Source organism: Vibrio sp. ABH4_348, assembly GCF_056159765.1.
In genome coordinates this window covers 2848032-2863589 of sequence record NZ_JBSWVW010000001.1, presented here as the reverse complement: position 1 = coordinate 2863589, position 15558 = coordinate 2848032, and the positions used below count along the sequence as shown (strand labels likewise).

Genomic DNA, 15558 nt, shown 5'->3' with positions numbered 1-15558 from the left:
CCCATTGTTTCGCTGGATTGTACTGACCAGCTTAGCCTCGTATTTTCTTTTGATTTTCTTTATTGGAGTAATCTCATAATGAACCAAGCTTCTGTTATGACTCAGCCGGGCCATTGGGTGTTGGCGAAACTAGGTAAAAAAGTGCTGCGTCCGGGTGGTATTGCAGCTACCAAAACCATGTTGTCTGGTACAAAAATTACATCGTCAGATAAGGTTGTAGAGCTTGCTCCGGGTTTGGGGATAACCTCAAAAATGTGCTTAAGCCAGAATCCCAAAACATATCGCGCTATTGAACAAAATCCCGATGCTGCGCTTGAAGTTAAAAAGGTTATCAAGGATCCAAATTTCTCCACTACTCACAGCCAGTGTTTACAAGGCGATGCGGAAGAAACTGGATTGGAATCAGGCTCAGCAAGTGTTTTGTATTGTGAAGCCATGCTCACTATGCAAAGTAAAGCCAAAAGAAAACGGATTGTAGAAGAAGCATTTCGAGTGTTGGAAAGTGGCGGTAGATACGCCATTCACGAACTTTGTTTAGTTAACAATGAGACCTCAGAAGATGAAAAACACAATATTCAGCATGCGTTGGCTCAAGCGATAAAAGTGTCTGCTAGACCAGATACCATTGGTGAGTGGCAAGCATTGTTGGAAGAAGTTGGCTTTATCGTCCACCGAACTCATCAGTTTCCTATGGGGCTGCTGTCGCCCAAACGAGTACTCCAAGATGAGGGGGTATTTAGAACGATCAAATTTGTCTTTAATTTAATGAGATTTCCCGAAGAGCGTTCTAGAGTTCTCGGGATGCGCGAAGTATTTCAAAAATACAAAAAGCAACTAGGAGCGGTGGTTCTTATTGCGGAAAAGCCAGAGGTAGGCAATGTTTGAGCATAAATTCATTGAGAATCTCGACTGTGAAATTGACATTCCATCTAAAGGAATCGTAAGCCATACACTTTTCCAAAACAAAAGCTTACGAACTGTGGCATTTGGATTCGCACAGGGTGAAATCATGTCTGAACACACCGCGCGAGTACCTGCGGTTGTTTACGTTGTAGATGGGGAAGCGGAGTTTGACTTAAATGGCACTCGATCCATGCTGAAACCGGGTAGTTGGTTATACATGGACCCAGATTTACCGCATAGTGTGGAAGCAAAAACGGACTTGAAATTTATTCTACATCTATTGCGGGGTAAGGCTTAGGTGCTTTGTTTCGCTTTTCTTGGAAAGGTAAGGGGGCCACAAGCCCCCTATTTTTATTTAAGAGTCGATAAGAACTTATCAGACTCAGCAATCGCAGCGTTCATATCTGAAATTGCTCTTTGAATTTCATTTTCTAACGAGCCAAACTCGGTTTGAAGTGCGCCAATGGCACGGGCATTCAGATTGTGCTTGAGATAAAGCGTATGGTCGCGAAGGGTATTCAAGACAGGTGTCATTTTTTGTTCAGCTCGATTCATAGCTGAAAGCATAGAGTCGTATGAGCGACGAGTAGCGTTTAGCTGTCGTTCACTTTCGTTGCGCAGTTTTACATTAGAATATAAATCTAGTTCGGTTTGCCATTCTTCAAATAACGCTATAGAGACATCTTCAATCGATTCAATACGGCTTCGCACTTGCTTGACCGCGCTCGCGCTATCTTCATAATGGCCATTAATTTTTTTGTACATGGCTTCAAGTTCACCGCCTTGAAACTGAGTCAGTTCTGTGAAAGCCTCTAAAGCAGAAGCAAATTCTTGCTGAGCATTTTGTTGAGCACTTTTGGCGTCTTCAACTCGGTCTACCACTATGTCTCTTTTGTGAACTCCCACTTTTTCCATTGCGGTGTAGTAAGCAGATTGACATCCGGCTAAGGTAAAAGCAGCAAAAAGCACCAGAATACAGTGACGCAGTTTGAAGGCTCTGAAATTACAATATGTTGGCATACTCAAACTTCTCCAAAAATCGTTTCAAAAGGTCAGAAGACCTGAGTGAGAGACCAAAAAGAGGTTAAGGATGAACCAGTTTCCGGCAGGATACAAGCAGCAACTGCTACCTAAGGTGTCAGTTATCAAAGCATTTTTACGGTTTTTATTGGCTCGCATGGGCCAAGACAGAGTGGGCGTTAACGCGGGTTACTTGGCGTACATCACGCTGCTGTCATTGGTTCCTATGATGACGGTATTGTTGTCAGTGTTGTCCTCTTTTTCCGTGTTTTCTAACACCGGCGATGTGATACAAGATTTTGTTATCACCAATTTTGTTCCTGCTGCTGGTGATGCCGTGCAGCAAGCACTCAGTGAGTTTGTCGCTAATACCGGAAAAATGACGGCCTTAGGCGGCGCATTTCTGTTCGTTGCGGCGCTTATGCTCATTTCAAATATCGATCGTAACTTGAATTATATTTGGCGAGTGAAAACCAAGCGCCGTAAAGTGTTTTCATTCTCCATGTATTGGATGATTCTAACCCTTGGACCTATCTTGGTTGGTGCAAGTTTGGCGGTCAGTTCTTACATTACGTCACTTGCAATATTGGACAATGAAGCGCTTTCTAGTGTGTACACCCTATTTCTTCGTTGGTTACCGTTCTGGCTGTCCTTTTTTGCCTTTGTTGGACTTTATGTTTTGGTCCCTAACACTAAGGTATCAGTGAAACACGCCGCAATAGGTGCCATTGTCGCGGCTTTGCTGTTTGAAGCGAGTAAAAAGGGGTTTGCCTTTTACATCACTCAGTTCCCCTCTTATCAATTGATTTATGGCGCGTTAGCCGCCGTGCCAATACTGTTTGTTTGGGTGTATTTGTCGTGGTTGATTGTACTGATTGGTGCTGAGGTGACCGCAGCGTTGGGCGAAGTGGAATTGTGGGAAGCGCAGCCGGACATGTTACACTCCGCGGTAGAATGGCAAAGTAACGAGCAAGGAATACTCAGTGATCGCACTGATTCAGAGAGTAAGTGAAGCTTCCGTCACGGTAGATGGTGAGACCATCAGTGACATCAAACAAGGCCTATTGGTATTACTTGGCGTCGAAAAAGACGACGATGAAGCGAAAGCTAAGCGACTCGTCGAGCGGGTCACCACTTATCGAGTGTTTGAAGACGACGCCGGTAAGATGAACCTTAACGTGAAGCAAATCGATGGCGAAGTGCTGGTAGTTTCGCAGTTTACGCTGCCTGCTGATACTAAGAAAGGGACACGTCCGGGCTTTTCTCGTGGCGCTCACCCTGAGGAGGCAGAGCGGTTATATGACTATTTTGCCGAGCAATGTAAAGCGGTACTGCCGACCCAAAAAGGTCGATTCGCGGCCGATATGAAGGTTTCACTAGTCAATGACGGCCCAGTGACCTTCTGGTTACAAGTCTAAGTGTGTGATTGTTACACAGGTTAATCCAGATAGATTTATCTCGATCTTATGGAAGAGATCGCGGACAACAGGAACAGTGAATGTTTAAGCTAATCACGCCAAAAACAGAAAACCAATTAAACAAATATTATCACTTTCGTTGGCAGATGCTTCGCGAGCCATGGCGTATGCCGATAGGTTCTGAGCGAGACGAATACGACCCATTGAGTTTACACCGCATGATTGTTGACAGCCGCGGTCGACCAATGGCGATCGGCCGACTTTACGTCACACCTGATCACGATGGTCAAATACGGTACATGGCGGTGAAATCGAATCGCCGTAGCAAAGGTCTTGGTTCTCTGGTGCTGGTGGCATTGGAATCGCTTGCTCGCCAAGAGGGCGTTAAGCGCTTGGTATGTAATGCACGTGAAGATGCGATTGCCTTCTATGAGAACAATGGCTTCGAGCGTCGTGGTGAGCTCAATGATGAGCGAGGCCCTGTTCGTCACCAACAAATGGTAAAGACATTGGATCCAATGGCCAATGTGTTACGCAAGCCTGAGTGGTGTACCGACTTGCAAGAGCGTTGGGACAACCAAATCCCGATCAGCGACAAGATGGGTATCAAGATTAACCAATACACGGGTTACCAGTTTGAGTGTTCAGCGCAGCTCAATCCAAATTTGAATCCACATAATACGATGTTTGCCGGCTCGGCGTTTACCCTAGCGACGCTAACAGGCTGGGGGATGACGTGGCTTCTACTCAAAGAGCGTGGTTTAACCGCTGATATCGTGCTTGCAGACAGCCAAATTCGCTACCGACATCCTGTTGAGCAAAGCCCTGTCGCAACGACATCATTAGATGGGATCAGTGGCGATTTAGATCGGTTAGCCTCAGGAAGAAAGGCTAGAGTAGTCGTTAACGTAATTATTCACAGTGGCAGTAAAGAAGCTGTCGAGTTTGTGGGCACTTACATGCTTCTTCCAGATTACCAATCGGTGTTGGAACAAAACAACTAACTATCAAATGCCGGGCTGTTTTGGTTATTGCACACAGGCCTCGGCAACTTCCACATCCCGAGACAAAAGGTCTAAGGTCATTACGCCGCAATCGGCTTGATTGCGGTACTCTAGCTGCACGTCTTTTTTGTTAACTAACCATTGAACGAGATCGAAGCGATTGGTAATCGACTCGCTCGCGTTAGTTGGAAACGCGGGGCTGAGTTTAATATTTCCTCGTTCTGCTTGCAGTGTTATCTGAGGTAGGTTGACCTTACTTTGGAAAGATTCAGGGGTTTCGGGAATAGCGTCAAATAGGATCTCGCCATCGCGGATGGCAAGTTCAGCCTGTCCTGACAATGAATACGCCAACATATTCTGATCACCCGATAAACCGGTTAGTTCCAGCTGCATTTCGGTGACACCTTGCAAATCAAATCCTGACGGCAACCAGGCTCGCAATGGGCTCAATGGTATCCCATCACCGTGGGCAGAAAGCTGCCAAGGCGCACTAGGGACTTGGTGTTGTACATTGGCAGTAATGTCGAGATACCCTTGTTCCAAAGGTGCTAAAAAGCGATCAATATTCCAATTGCCGCTTTTTGCAGACGTCACTAGCACTGCTTGATTGGCAATGAACCGTTCAAAGCTGGCACTGTTAGCCGTGACTTCTAGTTGACCGTCCCACAACACCCAATGTGCAGCCGCGTGTTGATTGAATCGTGATAGGTGAAGGTTGTTCCCATCTGCATTCAGGCCTGACAACTGCCAGTAAGGTGGTTCGATCGACTGAATAATCTGAGTTCGTTCAAGGTCGAGTTGATCGATTGTGATGCGTTGTAGTATTTGAGTATCTATATTTTCGGTGAGTTGGAGCAGCTGGGCTTTGGTGTCATCGATCAGCTTGATATCGGAAGCCACTAACTGGTCAAAGTGCCAGTGATGTTGACCAAACTCGGCAGAAAATAAAATTCGACCTTGGTTAAAGTCTGTGTCGAACTCTTCCACGATTAGCGCGTCTGACTCAAATCGAAGTTTATTACGCATATTGGCAAACAAAAGCGCGTTTTTTGATACGGTATCGGCACGCATAGACAGGTAAGCGTTGACTTGCTGGTCAAAATGCTTTCCGACAAACCAGTTTTCTAACGATAAATCTAAGTTTTCCAAGTGCCAGTCTGCCCAATGAAGGTCGCCGGACAAAATATCCAAACTATTAATATGATAGATGTCGAAGGGCAAGGTGTGTAGATATTGGCTGAAGGTGTTAGTCGTTGAGTTCTCTGGCCAAACAAACTGATTTAACGTGACATTGATGAGCGACCAACCTTGCGGGTATTGCTCTGCTTGCCCTGAGATATCACTGCCGTTCCATTTAAATGAAAAACCACTCACTGTGCTGTTTTCTTTTTGGAAATTGGCATCGATCAACACGTTATCAAAGGCTTGCCCATTGTGATAAAGCTGCTCGGCTTTGAACTGTAATTTGCCAAACGGGATCAGTTGCGAGGCTTCTTGCCACTTAGGGTCGAATACCTGTAAAGACACACCTCTTGCAACTGTATTAGGTAGAGAAATATCCAGGTTATGGATGGCAAATTGGCGAGTGATAGACCGATGTGACAGAGATGAAGTGAACGAACTTAAGTCGTCTTTCCAGTTTACTCCATCGATCAAAATACTATCAAAGGCAATTGAGCCGGTTAGAAAAGAGCTTGGCGCTATCCATAGGGAAATTGAATCAACCGCGGCAGTTTGGTCGTTTTGTATTGTCGTTAGACCAGAGAGTTTGATTTTACTTGGGTATTGATAACTAAATTGCTCAACTTGAATACCCCAAATTGGGGCCAAATAACGATTAAAAGCTGGGGTGGCGTATGAGCTATGAACTAAAGCAGCGACAGCGACTAGTGTGACAAGAAGAGCAATGAGCAAAACACTGACCAAATACTTAAACGCTTTCATTCTGATTCACACAACTCTTTGATATTGGTTTTGATATTACATTAACCCAAAAGAAAAGCCCCTTTTTCAAGGGGCTTAGATCAGATTTTGTCAGCTGATATCACTTAATCTAGCTGTGGACCAGCGGCGATGAGTGATTGTCCTTCGGCATTATCCGTGTATTTCTCGAAGTTATTGATGAAACGAGACGCCAGATCTTGTGCCTTGCTTTCCCATTGTAGAGGATCGACGTAAGTGTCACGAGGATCGAGAATTTCATCATTCACACCTGGAAGCGAGGTCGGTACGCTCAAGTTGAAAATTGGAATGTTTTTGCATTCCGCTTTCTCAATCGAGCCATCCAAGATAGAGTCGATGATGGCTCGCGTATCTTGAATAGAGATGCGTTTACCAGAGCCGTTCCACCCTGTGTTCACCAAGTAAGCCTCAGCGCCAGCTGCTTCCATACGTTTTACTAACACTTCTGCGTATTTTGTTGGATGTAGCGTTAGGAACGCGGCGCCAAAACACGCTGAGAAGGTTGGCGTAGGCTCGGTAATACCTCGCTCTGTACCCGCCAGTTTGGCGGTAAAGCCAGACAGGAAGTGGTATTTGGTTTGTTCCGGAGTCAATTTAGACACTGGAGGCAGTACGCCAAATGCGTCTGCAGACAAGAAAATTACCTTATTGGCGTGGCCACCTTTGGATACTGGCTTCACGATATTATCGATGTGATACAGTGGGTAAGACACACGGGTGTTTTCTGTTTTTGACCCATCGTCGAAGTCGATCGAACCATCTTTGCGAACCGTGACATTTTCTAACAGCGCGTCACGGCGGATAGCATTATAGATATCCGGTTCCGCTTCTTTAGATAACTTGATGGTTTTGGCGTAACAACCACCTTCATAGTTAAAGATACCTTCATCATCCCATCCATGTTCATCGTCACCGATCAAGGCACGATGTGGGTCAGTCGACAGAGTTGTTTTACCCGTACCTGATAGACCAAAGAAAATTGCCACATCACCATCGGTACCCATATTGGCAGAGCAATGCATTGAAGCGATGTCTTGCAGAGGTAAAAAGTAGTTCATCATCGCGAACATACCTTTCTTCATTTCGCCGCCGTACCAAGTTCCACCGATCAGCTGCATGCGCTCGGTTAGGTTGAACACGGTAAAGTTTTCAGAGTTCAGACCATGCTCTTCCCACTTTTGGTTGGTGCATTTCGCACCATTCATAACGACAAAATCTGGCTCGAAGGTTTTTAGCTCTTCATCACTTGGGCGAATGAACATGTTTTTTACGAAGTGTGCTTGCCAAGCCACTTCAGTAATCACCCTAATATTCAAGCGAGTATCGGGGTTAGCACCACAATAACCGTCAATGACAAATAGACGCTTACCTGACAATTGCTCAGTAACAAGCGATTTCAGATCGTTCCAAACGGCAACATCAATGGGTTTGTTGTCATTTTTAACTGCGTCAGATGTCCACCACATATTATCCTGTGTGGTTTGGTCTTTAACGATATATTTATCTTTGGGAGAGCGCCCGGTAAATATACCTGTATCCACCGCAACTGAGCCTAGCTCAGTTACCACGCCTCTTTCGTAACCTTGGAGATCTGCGCGAGTCTCTTCCTCAAACAACTGTTCGTAACTGGGATTACGTACAATTTCTTTCACGTCATGAAGACCATGCGCGCTGAGATCAAGTGTTGCAGCCTTTTTATGTTCCATAACGGTCATAGGTGCTCCTTATCGGAATATTTGTAGGGATTTTGTAATAATTTATTAATTTTTATCTATTATCCAATGTAGCAACGGGTTTGGGATAAAACAGGGATATAGCTCAAAATTTATCCACTATTTTATTGTGGCTTTATGTAAACCCTCACAAATTGGTAGCACCATCTTAACGTGTGCGCAAAGGTTTGCGCTAGAGCTAAATAATTAATATTTTTAAAAAAATAAGTGGTTAGAAAAACCAGTTATAACGGGGGCTTAACGTGCTTTTTAGGCAAAAAAAAGCCAGCAAAAGCTGGCTGAAAAGTGGCTAATTTGTAGCTTATTGCGTGCTACAAATTAATGTAATTTTCTTTGCAAATTAGAGGTTTGATTGAACAAATTTTCAACATCTTTACTATCAAATGTATAACTTGTTCCACAGTAGTCGCAGTGCAATGCAATGCTTCCTTCCGTGCTAAGAATGTCTTCTATTTCAGTGCGATCTACGGTGACTATGGCTGCGCCACTGCGCTCTCTTGAGCATCCGCAGTGAAAAACAACGGAATTTGGCTCAAAAAGTCGAACTTTATCCTGGTTGTATAGGCGGTAAAGTACATCCTCTGCCGGTAACGAAAATAACTCGTCATCTTTGACCGTTTCAGTCAATTTCTCTAAATGCTCAAAATCTTGTTCTGAACCAGTGCCGTCAGGTACCACTTGAATTAACATGCCTGCCGCTTTTGGTGCACCCGCATATTCACCAACTCGTAGCCACAGTCTAGTTTTCAATTGTTCTGAGTTCGCAAAATAGTTTTCAAGAATTTCAGCAAGGTTATCGCCATCTAGACCGACGATTCCTTGGTAACGCTCGGCATGTTTTGGCTCGATAGTAATAACCAGATGGCCTTTACCCATCATTTCATGCAACGACGCGTTGTCGGCAATGTCGCCTTCCCATCGAGCGACGCCACGCACTTTTTGGTCATGACTGCCATTAATCACAGCCAGTGAGACTGGGCCGTCACCTTGCAGTTGAACTGTAATGGACCCTTCAAATTTGATCGTTGCGGTTAACAAAGATGTTGCGACCAACAACTCGCCTAATAGGGTTTGTAGTGGAGCAGGGTAATCTTTACTCGCTATAATTTTTTGGTACGTCTCGTCGAGCTGCACCAACTCGCCACGCACAGAGAGATCTTCAAATAGGTAGCGGTTTAGGACATTGTGTGACATCGTCAGTTAGCTCCAGCTATTGATGTTTAAATTTGATAATATCGCGACGTTGTTTTTTGTCAGGGCGACGTTCTGGACTTGGATTGTGAGCATGTAGTTTGCGCTGCAACGCATTCTTTTCGCGTTTGGCGATGCTGTCTTCAGTCTCTCGGTAAAGCGTTTGAGCCACAGGTGCTCCTTTACGTTGATCTGAAATTTGTTCAATCACGACCGTTTTTTCTTCGTGCCCCTGCCTTAACGTAATGATAGCGCCTAGTTCGACTATTTTGCTGGGTTTTGTGCGTTGCTCGTTGTAGTGAACTTTACCGCCGTCGATCATATTTCTAGCAATAGAGCGAGTTTTGTAAAACCTTGCGGCCCATAACCATTTATCTAAACGAACGGCTGTTGTGTCTGCTGCCATTTGCGCTTTTACCTTATTAGCTTTATGTTCGAACTAGGCAAGAATTGATATTCGTACCACTTTGGCTGTCTAACAATGGTGATACAAGGATGGTTTTTCAAGATCTAGCTCGAAAACTACGCATATTCAGGATTAATTGAGGATGTGTATTTAGGAACATGATAGTTATTTTGTACTAGGAAAGCTAAACGAGTACGATAGGCATCTTTCAAATTGAACAGCAAAATTAATAATTTAATCAGTGCGATGTGCCTTTTGATAAAGAATAAATGATGAATGGCTTAAAGTTACAATTAGTTACCCTGACAAAATATGAAAAAACGGCGAGTTACCTCGTTTTTTTTCTGTTGTTGATGACTCTTTTTTGGATATCTGGTCAGGAAATCTGGCGCATCGCTGGCCTTTCAAATACGACCACCTCTGTTGTGAAATGGACCCCTCCACAAAGCCAATCGAGTCAAGTTAGCACGTCCATTAATACTCAAGCGCTAAAAGCGAGTCATTTGTTTGGTGAATTTAAGAATAAGCCAGTTGAAGTAGAGCAGACTCCAACAGAAGCCCCAGTCAGCAAAATTAACGCCACCCTTGTTGGTGTTGTAGTGAGCTCTATATCAGAGAAGAGTCTGGCGATCATTGCGAACGGTGGTAGTCAAGGGACTTATGGCGTTGGAGAAACCATTCAAGGAACATCGGCTATTTTAGCGAGAGTAATGGATGATCGAGTTATTATCAAAAACTCAGGTCGAGATGAAACACTCATGCTATTTGGTCAAGACTACTCTACACCAAGTACCGCATCTCGCAGAACGAACGCAAGCCAGCCAACCAGTTCCACGTCAGAGCTCGACCAGATTCGTAATGCGATTGCACAGAATCCACAATCCGTTTTCCAGTATGTGAGGATGTCGCAGGTCATGGGCGATGGAAAAATCCGAGGCTATCGACTCACTCCAGGTGCCAACCCTGTCTTGTTTGAAAGTGCAGGTATCATAGCTGGCGATGTTGCGACCCACATTAACGGTTATGATTTGACCAATCCACAAACCATGACCGAAGTTTTTAATAGTTTATCGAATATGAGTGAGCTGAACCTGACCGTTGATAGAGATGGTCAGCCTTACGATATTTATATTCAGTTCTAATTACACTCCCGAGGCGCCTTCGCTCGGGTTTTAGGAGAAGCGTGTGAACCGATTGCTCTCAACAAGTCCGTGGCTGCTAGCAGGTTGTCTAGCGTTTGGCACAATGGCTCCCCAAGCTTTGGCTAACCAATACAGTGCTAGCTTTAAAGGCACGGACATCAAAGAGTTTATTACTACCGTCGGCCGTAACCTAGAAAAGACCGTTATCGTCGACCCTTCTGTACGCGGCACTATCGACGTGCGCAGCTTTGATATGTTGACCGAAGATCAGTACTACAGCTTTTTCTTAAACGTACTGGAAGTGTACGGGTACGCTGTGGTCGAAATGGACAACAATGTCATCAAAGTTGTGCAAGCCAAAGATGCTAAAACCAGTGCTATTCCTGTTGTGGGTGATGAAAGCACGTTGGGTGACAATGTTGTAACGCGAGTTGTGACGGTAAAAAATGTTTCGGTACGCGAGCTATCACCTTTGCTTAGACAGCTGATTGACAATGCTGGTGCTGGTAACGTGGTTCATTATGACCCAGCCAATATCATTTTGATTACCGGTAACGCAGCAGTGGTTAACCGTTTGGCCGATATCATCAAGCGCGTAGACCAAGCGGGTGACAAAGAAATCGAAGTCGTGGCGCTAGATAATGCGTCTGCCGCTGAGATGGTACGTATTGTCGAAGCGCTAAGCAAAACGCAAGAAGCACAAAATACACCTGCTTTCCTACAGCCCAAGTTAGTAGCGGATGAGCGCACTAACTCGATTCTTATCTCTGGTGACCCTCAGGTGCGAGATCGTCTGAAACGACTGATTAAGCAGCTTGATATCGAAATGGCAAGCAAAGGTAACAATCGAGTTATCTACCTGAAATACGCCAAAGCGGAAGATATTGTCGACGTATTAAAAGGCGTGTCGGATAACTTAAAGGCTGAACAAGCAACCAATGCTCCAAATCAAGCGACCGTTAGCTCTGAAACTGTGACCATTGCAGCGCACCCAGACACCAATGCTTTGGTAATTTCGGCACCAACAGACATCATGAATGCACTGCAAGACGTGGTGGCTCAACTGGATATCCGACGTGCGCAAGTGTTAATTGAAGCGCTGATTGTTGAAATGGCCGAGGGTGACGGTATAAACCTAGGTGTTCAATGGGGCTCATTAGAGTCAGGTGCGGTGATCCAGTACGGCAATGCCGGCGCACCTTTAGGCCAAGTAATGGTGGGCTTAGAACAAGCTAAAGATACTACTGAGACAAAAGCGGTATACGATTCGAATAATAATTTTTTGCGTAACGAAACTACGACTCAAAAAGGTGATTTAAGCACTTTGGCGTCAGCGCTCTCTGGCGTAAATGGTGCCGCCTTGGGTATTGTGATGGGTGACTGGACGTCTTTAATCAGTGCAGTATCAACTGACTCCAACTCGAACATTTTGTCATCACCAAGTATTACCGTAATGGATAATGGTGAAGCCTCATTTGTAGTTGGTGAAGAAGTTCCAGTAATCACGGGATCTGCTGCCGGTTCTAACAATGACAATCCATTTCAAACGGTAGAGCGCAAAGAAGTGGGTATCAAACTCAAAGTTGTACCTCAAATTAACGAAGGCGACTCGGTTCAACTGAAAATTGAACAAGAGGTGTCAAACGTACTCGGTGCGAATGGCGCGGTGGATGTTCGTTTTGCCAAACGTCAGCTCAACACATCCGTCATGGTAAATGACGGCCAAATGATAGTGCTCGGCGGCTTAATCGATGAGCGCGCGTTAGAGAGCGAATCCAAAGTGCCTGTTCTGGGTGATATTCCAGTGTTAGGACACTTGTTTAAATCAACCAACACGCAAGTTGAGAAAAAGAACCTAATGGTCTTTATCAAACCGACCATTATTCGCGATGGCGTGACGGCCGATGGCATTACTCAACGCAAGTACAACTTCATTCGCGCAGAGCAGCTTTATAAAGCAGACCAAGGGCTAAAACTGTTGGACGATGGCAATATTCCGGTATTGCCAGAGTACGGACAGGACATTCAACATGCGCCTGAAATTCAAGCATTCATTGACCAATTGGGACTGAGCCAATGATGAAGCCTTTGCGTCGCTTGCCATTTAGCTTCGCCAATCGTTTCAAGATGGTGCTTGAAGACGAAGGCACACCGGTCTTGTTTTACGTTGAACCGTTAAACTTGAATGCGATGCTGGAAGTGCAGCGTGTCGTAGGACAAGGAGTCGATCTCCAGCCGCTTTCTGACTCTGATTTTGATTTAAAGCTGACTGAAGCTTACCAACGCGATTCATCAGAAGCGCGTCAACTGATGGAAGACCTCGGCGCCGACAAGGATGACTTTTTTGCTTTGGCAGAAGAGTTGCCGCAAGACGAAGACTTGCTCGAAGCCGAAGATGATGCGCCAATTATCAAGCTAATCAATGCCATGCTTGGCGAGGCCATAAAAGAAGGCGCGTCTGACATTCATATTGAAACCTTCGAAAAGATCCTGTCGATTCGCTTCCGTGTCGACGGTGTTCTACGCGAGGTGTTATCGCCGAGCCGCAAGTTGTCTCCGCTGTTGGTTTCTCGTGTCAAAGTCATGGCTAAGCTGGATATTGCTGAAAAACGCGTACCACAAGACGGACGGATTTCGTTGAGGATTGGTGGGCGCGCCGTGGATGTTCGTGTTTCTACTATGCCTTCCTCGCATGGCGAGCGTGTGGTAATGCGTTTGCTCGACAAAAACGCCACGCGTTTGGAGCTGCGCAGTCTGGGTATGACTGACCACAACTACCAAGGGTTTAATTCACTGATTCAAAAGCCTCACGGCATTATTTTGGTTACCGGACCAACCGGTTCAGGTAAATCCACGACCTTGTATGCCGGTTTGCAGGAAATAAACAGCAACGAGCGCAATATTTTAACGGTTGAAGACCCGATTGAATTTGATATTGATGGCATTGGTCAAACCCAAGTTAACCCCAAAGTGGATATGACCTTTGCTCGCGGCTTGAGAGCGATTTTGCGTCAAGACCCAGATGTGGTTATGGTCGGTGAGATCCGCGATCTCGAAACCGCGCAGATTGCGGTACAGGCTTCATTAACGGGTCACTTGGTGCTGTCTACTTTGCACACCAACACCGCTGTCGGTGCTATCACCCGTATGCGCGATATGGGTGTTGAACCATTCCTGATTTCTTCATCGTTACTGGGCGTGTTGTCGCAGCGGTTAGTCCGTACTTTGTGCAGTGACTGTAAAGTGCCTTATGAAGCCGATAACAAAACCAAAAAGCTATTTGGTCTTAAGAAGAAGCAAGATCTGACTTTGTACAAACCCCACGGTTGTGAAGCCTGTAATTTTAAAGGCTATCGCGGTCGAACCGGTATTCATGAGCTGCTTATGGTGAACGAAAAAGTGCAATCCATGATTCACGATGAAGCCGGTGAACAAGAAATTGAACAAGCGATTCGCGATGAATCTCCAAGCATCCGCTTGGACGGTCTCGAAAAAGTGAAAGCAGGCGTGACCACACTTGAAGAAGTGCTGAGAATGACTAGAGAAGATTAATGGCGGCTTTTGAGTACAAAGCATTAGATGCGAAGGGTAAAACCAAAAAAGGGGTTATCGAAGGCGATAATGCCAGACAAGTTCGTTCGCGTTTAAAAGAGCAGGGTTTGATCCCTGTTGAAGTTAATGCAGCTCGAACCAAGTCCGATAATTCGTCAAAACAAACTTCCGCTAAGCCACTTTTACAGCGTGGTATTAGTACTCCCGAGCTTGCGCTGATCACTCGTCAGTTGTCAACGCTAGTCCAAGCGGGTATGCCCCTTGAAGAGTGTTTAAAAGCCGTCAGCGAGCAATCAGAAAAACCGCGTATCCGCACCATGATGTTGGCAGTGAGAGCCAAAGTGACCGAAGGTTATTCGCTGGCTGATAGCTTAGCGGATTACCCCCATATTTTTGATGACCTATTTCGCTCGATGGTTGCCGCTGGCGAGAAGTCCGGTCATTTGGATGCGGTATTGTCGCGCTTAGCTGACTATGCTGAAAATCGCCAAAAAATGCGCTCACAACTACAACAAGCCCTGATTTACCCTATTGTTTTGGTGGTATTTGCCGTCAGTATTGTGGTGTTCTTGTTGATGACAGTGGTGCCGAAAATAGTCGGACAGTTTGTGCAAATGGAGCAGTCTTTGCCGCAATCGACTCAGATTTTGCTAGCAATGAGTGACTTTGTGCAAAACTGGGGTGTACACGTACTTATAGGCTTATTGGCTCTGATCTGGATATCTCGCGCCGCATTGCGCAAACCCAGTATTCGCTTGGCATGGGATCGCCGCATTATACACATGCCTTTGATTGGCAAAGTTGCTCAGGGTTTGAATACGTCACGTTTTGCTAGAACGCTGTCGATTTGTACGTCGAGTGCTATTCCGATCCTTGACGGTATGAAAGTCGCGGTAGATGTGATGAGTAACCACTTTGTTAAGCAACAAGTTACCGCTGCATCAGATAGTGTGCGTGAGGGTGCAAGTTTACGCAAAGCGTTACACGAAACTCGGCTTTTCCCACCTATGATGCTGCATATGATTGCCAGTGGTGAGCAGAGTGGTGAATTGGAAAGTATGCTCAATCGCGCGGCAGACAATCAAGACGAAAACTTTGAATCTATGGTCAACATGGCCCTAGGGATTTTTACACCTTTGCTCATCGCTTTAATGGCCGGCATGGTGCTATTTATTGTCATGGCAACATTGATGCCAATTTTGGAAATGAACAATTTGATGGGCTAAG

General features: G+C 45.4%; 14 protein-coding genes. 9 read left to right on the top strand and 5 right to left on the bottom strand.

The window, feature by feature from the left end; genetic code table 11:
• The first annotated feature begins 78 nt into the window (after positions 1 to 78).
• Positions 79 to 885 carry a methyltransferase domain-containing protein gene (locus tag ACXAFJ_RS13085; RefSeq protein ID WP_475323917.1) on the top strand — a complete coding sequence of 269 codons (807 nt, stop codon included), beginning with the start codon at positions 79 to 81 and terminating at the stop codon, positions 883 to 885.
• Positions 878 to 1201 (top strand): cupin domain-containing protein, encoded by a 324-nt coding sequence (locus ACXAFJ_RS13080; protein WP_475323915.1) that lies wholly within the window; start codon positions 878 to 880, stop codon positions 1199 to 1201. The genes ACXAFJ_RS13085 and ACXAFJ_RS13080 overlap by 8 nt, the downstream gene beginning before the upstream one ends.
• 53 nt (positions 1202 to 1254) lie before the next feature.
• Here ACXAFJ_RS13080 and ACXAFJ_RS13075 read toward each other — a convergent pair whose 3' ends face one another.
• On the bottom strand, positions 1255 to 1923 hold the full coding sequence (locus ACXAFJ_RS13075; RefSeq protein ID WP_475323914.1) for a DUF2959 domain-containing protein: 669 nt from the start codon (positions 1921 to 1923) through the stop codon (positions 1255 to 1257).
• 70 nt (positions 1924 to 1993) lie between these two features.
• On the opposite strand from ACXAFJ_RS13075, the gene ACXAFJ_RS13070 reads away from it, so the two are divergent.
• The 3 genes from ACXAFJ_RS13070 to ACXAFJ_RS13060 all read left to right on the top strand — a co-directional run bounded on the left by ACXAFJ_RS13070 (position 1994) and on the right by ACXAFJ_RS13060 (position 4345).
• The gene (locus tag ACXAFJ_RS13070; protein WP_475323913.1) at positions 1994 to 2935 is read left to right on the top strand and encodes a virulence factor BrkB family protein; all 942 of its coding nucleotides are present in this window, start codon (positions 1994 to 1996) and stop codon (positions 2933 to 2935) included.
• Positions 2907 to 3341, top strand: coding sequence for a D-aminoacyl-tRNA deacylase (dtd, locus tag ACXAFJ_RS13065; protein ID WP_475323912.1), 435 nt, complete (start codon positions 2907 to 2909; stop codon positions 3339 to 3341). Before ACXAFJ_RS13070 ends, dtd begins: the two co-directional genes overlap by 29 nt.
• Before the next feature lie 80 nt (positions 3342 to 3421).
• Positions 3422 to 4345 carry a bifunctional GNAT family N-acetyltransferase/hotdog fold thioesterase gene (locus ACXAFJ_RS13060; protein ID WP_475323910.1) on the top strand — a complete coding sequence of 308 codons (924 nt, stop codon included), beginning with the start codon at positions 3422 to 3424 and terminating at the stop codon, positions 4343 to 4345.
• Between the two features lie 24 nt (positions 4346 to 4369).
• Here ACXAFJ_RS13060 and ACXAFJ_RS13055 read toward each other — a convergent pair whose 3' ends face one another.
• The 4 genes from ACXAFJ_RS13055 to hslR form a co-directional block, all read right to left on the bottom strand.
• Positions 4370 to 6289 (bottom strand): AsmA family protein, encoded by a 1920-nt coding sequence (locus ACXAFJ_RS13055; RefSeq protein WP_475323909.1) that lies wholly within the window; start codon positions 6287 to 6289, stop codon positions 4370 to 4372.
• 104 nt (positions 6290 to 6393) lie between these two features.
• On the bottom strand, positions 6394 to 8022 hold the full coding sequence (pckA, locus tag ACXAFJ_RS13050; RefSeq protein ID WP_475323908.1) for a phosphoenolpyruvate carboxykinase (ATP): 1629 nt from the start codon (positions 8020 to 8022) through the stop codon (positions 6394 to 6396).
• Positions 8023 to 8358: 336 nt separating this feature from the next.
• Positions 8359 to 9234 (bottom strand): Hsp33 family molecular chaperone HslO, encoded by an 876-nt coding sequence (gene hslO / locus ACXAFJ_RS13045; protein WP_475323906.1) that lies wholly within the window; start codon positions 9232 to 9234, stop codon positions 8359 to 8361.
• Positions 9235 to 9250: 16 nt separating this feature from the next.
• A complete protein-coding gene (gene hslR, locus ACXAFJ_RS13040; protein WP_475323905.1) occupies positions 9251 to 9637 on the bottom strand; it encodes a ribosome-associated heat shock protein Hsp15 in 387 nt (128 codons plus the stop codon).
• A 269-nt stretch (positions 9638 to 9906) separates the two neighbouring features.
• Here hslR and gspC point away from each other — a divergent pair, with 269 nt between their 5' ends.
• The 4 genes from gspC (at position 9907) to gspF (ending at position 15557) form a co-directional block, all read left to right on the top strand.
• On the top strand, positions 9907 to 10779 hold the full coding sequence (gspC, locus tag ACXAFJ_RS13035) for a type II secretion system protein GspC (RefSeq protein WP_475323904.1): 873 nt from the start codon (positions 9907 to 9909) through the stop codon (positions 10777 to 10779).
• A 103-nt stretch (positions 10780 to 10882) separates the two neighbouring features.
• On the top strand, positions 10883 to 12859 hold the full coding sequence (gene gspD, locus ACXAFJ_RS13030) for a type II secretion system secretin GspD (protein ID WP_475324126.1): 1977 nt from the start codon (positions 10883 to 10885) through the stop codon (positions 12857 to 12859).
• Entirely contained in the window at positions 12856 to 14331 is a 1476-nt protein-coding gene (gene gspE, locus ACXAFJ_RS13025; protein ID WP_475323902.1) for a type II secretion system ATPase GspE, read from the top strand. Before gspD ends, gspE begins: the two co-directional genes overlap by 4 nt.
• A complete protein-coding gene (gene gspF, locus ACXAFJ_RS13020; protein WP_475323901.1) occupies positions 14331 to 15557 on the top strand; it encodes a type II secretion system inner membrane protein GspF in 1227 nt (408 codons plus the stop codon). Before gspE ends, gspF begins: the two co-directional genes overlap by 1 nt.
• Position 15558 lies beyond the last annotated feature (1 nt).